Annotated in this window: 6 protein-coding genes and 1 rRNA gene; 6 read left to right on the top strand and 1 reads right to left on the bottom strand. The window is 40.9% G+C overall.

Annotated features, from left to right (window positions below):
• Nucleotides 1-123 precede the first annotated feature (123 nt).
• The 6 genes from rrf (at nt 124) to der (ending at nt 4,584) form a co-directional block, all read left to right on the top strand.
• Nucleotides 124-234 (top strand): 5S ribosomal RNA (gene rrf, locus B5F71_RS18720).
• A 197-nt stretch (nt 235-431) separates the two neighbouring features.
• Nucleotides 432-944: a DUF177 domain-containing protein gene (locus B5F71_RS18715; protein ID WP_087213360.1), complete on the top strand. Its 513-nt coding sequence runs from the start codon at nt 432-434 to the stop codon at nt 942-944.
• 16 nt (nt 945-960) lie between these two features.
• Nucleotides 961-1,146 carry a 50S ribosomal protein L32 gene (gene rpmF, locus B5F71_RS18710; protein ID WP_007565939.1) on the top strand — a complete coding sequence of 62 codons (186 nt, stop codon included), beginning with the start codon at nt 961-963 and terminating at the stop codon, nt 1,144-1,146.
• 120 nt (nt 1,147-1,266) lie between these two features.
• Complete coding sequence (locus tag B5F71_RS18705) at nt 1,267-2,271, top strand: beta-ketoacyl-ACP synthase III (RefSeq protein ID WP_087213358.1); 1,005 nt, start codon at nt 1,267-1,269, stop codon at nt 2,269-2,271.
• A gap of 81 nt (nt 2,272-2,352) precedes the next feature.
• Nucleotides 2,353-3,234 (top strand): GTPase Era, encoded by an 882-nt coding sequence (gene era, locus B5F71_RS18700; RefSeq protein ID WP_087213355.1) that lies wholly within the window; start codon nt 2,353-2,355, stop codon nt 3,232-3,234.
• A gap of 36 nt (nt 3,235-3,270) precedes the next feature.
• A complete protein-coding gene (der, locus tag B5F71_RS18695) occupies nt 3,271-4,584 on the top strand; it encodes a ribosome biogenesis GTPase Der (protein ID WP_022039216.1) in 1,314 nt (437 codons plus the stop codon).
• A gap of 183 nt (nt 4,585-4,767) precedes the next feature.
• Here der and B5F71_RS20525 read toward each other — a convergent pair whose 3' ends face one another.
• Nucleotides 4,768-4,944, bottom strand: coding sequence for a hypothetical protein (locus tag B5F71_RS20525; RefSeq protein ID WP_158098153.1), 177 nt, complete (start codon nt 4,942-4,944; stop codon nt 4,768-4,770).
• Nucleotides 4,945-5,064: the final 120 nt, after the last annotated feature.

Genomic DNA, 5,064 nt, shown 5'->3' with positions numbered 1-5,064 from the left:
AGGATGCAGGTGTATAGGTGGAGACACCACAGCCGAGCATTACTAATTGCCCGAGGCTTTCGCGGCGTGTCTATTGTATAGTTTGTTGGTTGCCTGTCGCAGGTCACTTATCCTTCATGGCATTAAGGTGGCTATGGCACGAAGGTTCCACCTCTTCCCATTCCGAACAGAGAAGTTAAGCTTCGTCACGCCGATGGTACTGCGTAACAGTGGGAGAGTAGGTAGCCGCCGTTTTGGGGTTTCTGGCAAGTGCGGATGCATTTTGCCGGAAACCCCTTTTTTTATTTCAGATCGGGTATATAATATTGAAGGTGGAAAAAATATATTCCTTGAATTAGGGAATATCAATTATTATTTGTATCTTTGCTGCCCGATTTATATAGTGTTGTATTTTGGAAACGCTTGATACATATAAGGTAAATTTGAGGGACATGATGCAAGATGCATGTTCGTATGAATATAATCTTGACGATACTTTTTTTCAAAGTATAGATGCTCCTGATATACGAAAAGGTAAATTGCATGCCAATGTGAATATTCGGAAATTGGCAGGAAATTTTATACTGGATTTTCATATTGTAGGTACAGCAGTAGTTCCTTGTGATCGTTGTCTGGATGATGTGGGTATTGCTGTAGATACGATAAATACATTGAAAGTGAAGTTTGGAACCTGTTTTTCTGATGAAGAAGAATGGGTTATTGTTCCAGAAGAAGAAGGATATATTGACCTGTCATGGTTTTTATACGAGTTTATAGAGTTGAGTTTACCGATGCAACGGGTGCATGAGTCTGGTGAATGCAATCAGGAGATGATGACTGTTTTACATCAGCATCTGTGTGTGGAGGAAGATGAATCTCTAGCTTCTGATAGCGGTCAGGTTTCAGAGTATGATACTATTGATCCGCGATGGAATGGATTGAAAAAAATATTAGATAATAATTAAATAAAACGTTAAAAAAATGGCACATCCTAAAAGAAGACAATCAAAGACAAGAACTGCTAAGAGAAGAACTCATGATAAAGCAGTTGCTCCTACGTTGGCTATTTGCCCGAATTGTGGTGCATGGCATGTATATCACACAGTATGTGGAGCTTGCGGTTATTACAGAGGAAAGTTAGCAATCGAAAAAGAGGCTGCTCTCTAAATCTGAATAGAGAGAAAGCTTTGTTGAACAAATGTTTATGAAGTTCAATTAAGAATAAAGCCGGAGAGCTTTCGGCTCTTCGGCTGTTTTTTTATATTTCATAAACTAAAAACAGAAATGATGGAGAAAATAAATGCAGTAATAACAGGAGTCGGTGGTTATGTACCCGACTATGTGTTGACAAACGAGGAGTTGTCGCGAATGGTCGATACCAACGATGAGTGGATTATGACTCGTATTGGAGTTAAGGAAAGACGTATTTTGAATGAAGAAGGTCTGGGTACCTCTTATTTGGCACGTAAGGCAGCTAAGCAATTGATGCAAAAAACCGATTCTGATCCGGATTCGATTGACTGTGTAATTGTGGCTACTACAACTCCTGACTATCATTTCCCTTCTACGGCTTCAATCTTGTGTGATAAATTGGGATTGAAGAATGCATACGCATTTGATTTGCAGGCAGCTTGTAGTGGCTTTTTATTTGCAATGGAAACTGCTGCAAGTATGATTCAGTCTGGTCGTCATAAAAAAATCATAATTGTGGGTGCGGACAAGATGTCTTCAATGGTGAATTATTCCGACCGTGCCACTTGTCCTATTTTTGGTGATGGGGCAGCAGCTTGTATGGTAGAAGCTACTACTGAGGATTTCGGTATTATGGATTCTATATTGCGTACGGACGGCAAAGGATTGCCTTTTCTTCACATGAAAGCGGGTGGTTCGGTATGCCCTCCTTCTTATTTCACTATTGATAATAAGATGCATTACCTGTATCAAGAAGGTAGGACTGTGTTTAAGTATGCTGTATCTTACATGTCTGATGTCACTGAACAGATTGCGAAGAAACATGGTCTGAGCAAGGACAACATTGACTGGATTGTGCCGCATCAAGCAAATTTGCGTATCATTGATGCTGTGGCATCTCGCTTGGAAGTGCCTTTAAGCAAAGTGATGATTAATATTCAGCGCTATGGTAACACCAGTGCCGGGACATTACCGCTTTGTTTATGGGACTATGAAAAGCAATTGAAAAAAGGCGACAATATAATTTTCACAGCATTTGGTGCCGGATTTACCTGGGGTGCTTCGTATGTGAAGTGGGGGTATGATGGTGATAAAATTTGAACGTGGAACAAATGAATATAATACAAGAAAACGCATCCCGACCCGATGCGTTTTTTTGTATAGTAGATAAATAAATAGAGTATGCATAAAGCTGGATTTGTAAATATCGTGGGCAATCCTAATGTAGGCAAGTCTACATTGATGAATTTGTTTGTGGGCGAACGTATCTCCATTGCTACGTTTAAGGCACAGACTACCCGTCATCGTATTATGGGAATCTTGAACACGGACGACATGCAGATTGTGTTTTCCGATACCCCGGGAGTCTTGAAGCCGAACTATAAGTTGCAAGAATCAATGTTGAATTTTTCCGAGTCAGCATTGGTTGATGCGGATATCTTGCTGTATGTGACGGATGCCATAGAAAAGGCAGACAAACATGCTGATTTTATGGAAAAAGTGCGAAATTTAAAAGTCCCAGTTTTGTTACTCATCAATAAAATAGACCTGACCAATCAGGAGAATCTGGTGAAATTAGTGGAAGAATGGCACGACATGTTACCCAGTGCAGAAATTATTCCTGTATCTGCTAAGGCGAAGTTCAACATTGATGTGGTGATGAAGCGCATCAGAGAACTGTTGCCCGATTCTCCTCCTTATTTCGGAAAAGACCAATGGACAGACAAGCCTGCTCGTTTTTTTGTAACAGAGATTATCCGCGAAAAGATTTTGCTGTATTATGACAAGGAAATCCCTTATTCGGTAGAAGTGGTGGTCGAACGTTTTAAGGAAGAAGCTAAAAGCATTCACATCAATGCAGTCATTTATGTTGAACGTGAATCACAGAAAGGTATTATTATTGGTCATCAAGGCAAAGCTCTGAAGAAAGTGGCTACCGAAGCGCGTAAAACATTGGAACATTTCTTCCAGAAATCTATTTATCTGGAAACCTTTGTGAAGGTAGACAGAGATTGGCGTAGTTCTGATAAAGAGCTCAAGAATTTTGGTTATCAGTTAGATTAATTTCGGCTGTGACAGCCGTAAACATTTAAGAAGTATATGGGAAATTTAGTAGCAATCGTAGGACGTCCCAATGTGGGAAAGTCGACACTGTTTAATCGTCTGACGAAGACCCGTCAGGCTATTGTGAATGAACAGGCCGGTACGACCCGCGACCGCCAGTATGGTAAGTCGGAGTGGCAAGGAAAGGAGTTTTCGGTGGTTGATACCGGAGGATGGGTAGTTAATTCGGACGATATTTTCGAAGAAGAAATCCGTAAACAAGTGGTATTGGCAATGGAAGAGGCCGATGTCATCTTGTTTGTGGTAGATGTTATGAATGGAGTGACTGATCTGGATATGGATGTGGCAGATATTCTTCGCCGTTCGAAAACCCCTGTTATTGTGGTGGCCAACAAGACCGACAATAACAATTTGCAATACAATGCTGCCGAGTTTTATTCGTTAGGATTGGGTGACCCGTATTGTGTTTCAGCTTTAAGTGGAAGCGGAACGGGAGATTTGCTTGATCTGGTACTGAGCAAGTTTAGAAAAGAAGCAGGCGAATTGATTGACGAAGATATTCCTCGCTTTGCCGTAGTGGGTCGTCCTAATGCGGGCAAGTCATCGATTGTGAATGCATTTATTGGCGAGGAGCGGAATATCGTGACCGAAATAGCCGGTACCACCCGCGATTCTATCTATACCCGTTATGACAAGTTCGGTTTCGATTTTTACTTGGTTGATACGGCAGGAATCCGGAAGAAAAACAAGGTGAATGAAGATTTGGAATACTATTCGGTTATCCGTTCCATCCGTGCCATCGAAAACTCAGATGTCTGCATCCTGATGTTGGATGCTACCCGTGGTATTGAAGGGCAAGATTTGAATATCGTATCTTTGGTTCAACGCAACCAGAAAGGATTGGTTGTGGTTGTCAACAAGTGGGATTTGGTAGAAGACAAGTCGGTCAAGGTGATGAAATTTTTCGAAGATGCTGTGCGTAAACGTTTGGCTCCGTTCACCGATTTTCCTATAATTTTTGCTTCGGCGCTTACCAAGCAACGCATCTTCAAGGTTCTCGAAGCAGCTAAAGATGTATTTCAGGCACGTATGACACGTATTCCTACTGCCCGTTTGAACGAAGCGTTGCTGCCTGTAATCGAGGCATATCCACCTCCTTCAAATAAGGGTAAATATATCAAGATTAAGTATATTACCCAGTTGCCTAATACGCAGATACCTTCTTTTGTGTTCTTTGCCAATTTGCCGCAGTACGTAAAAGAACCTTATAAGCGTTTTTTGGAAAATCAGATTCGTCAACGTTGGAAGCTCTCAGGAACACCAGTCAATATCTTTATCAGGCAGAAATAAAGTCCTGTCAAAGTTTGGAAACAATGCGAAGATGAGCTGATACATTCTAGGAAAGATTATTTTGAATGAATGTTTGCATCCGGCCTGTATGCTCCCCTTAGGTGAAGATATACTTCAGTTGTGCATCATTATTGGGGCTGGTTGCAGACATTCATTTTATATTCATCAGGGAGGATCGTCTTTTTATTTAGAAGCTATTTTGAATTTCTCCAAAAAGTTTTTCTTGGCTTGATGTATCCGTTTTCGTGTGTGCTTTGGGCGATTTTTTGGTCTTTTTCGCTCCTGTTCTTCGTCAGATAGCCCGCTATCCTCCTTATCGCACAAGCGGAAATGCCTTAAAAACTCATCCCAAATCAGCACACGATAATTTCAAACAGTTTCTTCTATGTTGTAATCCAAATATCCAGAGAATTTTTTTATTTTATTAAAGGTTTTCATTAGCTTTGTAATCAAGGAGTTGAAGAGGATGCAAGCTCTGCT

Origin of the sequence: Bacteroides sp. An269, assembly GCF_002159755.1 — a bacterium.
Lineage (GTDB): Bacteria > Bacteroidota > Bacteroidia > Bacteroidales > Bacteroidaceae > Phocaeicola > Phocaeicola intestinalis.
The sequence above is the reverse complement of the archived record's forward strand: the minus strand, read 5'-3'. Positions and strand labels throughout refer to the sequence as shown.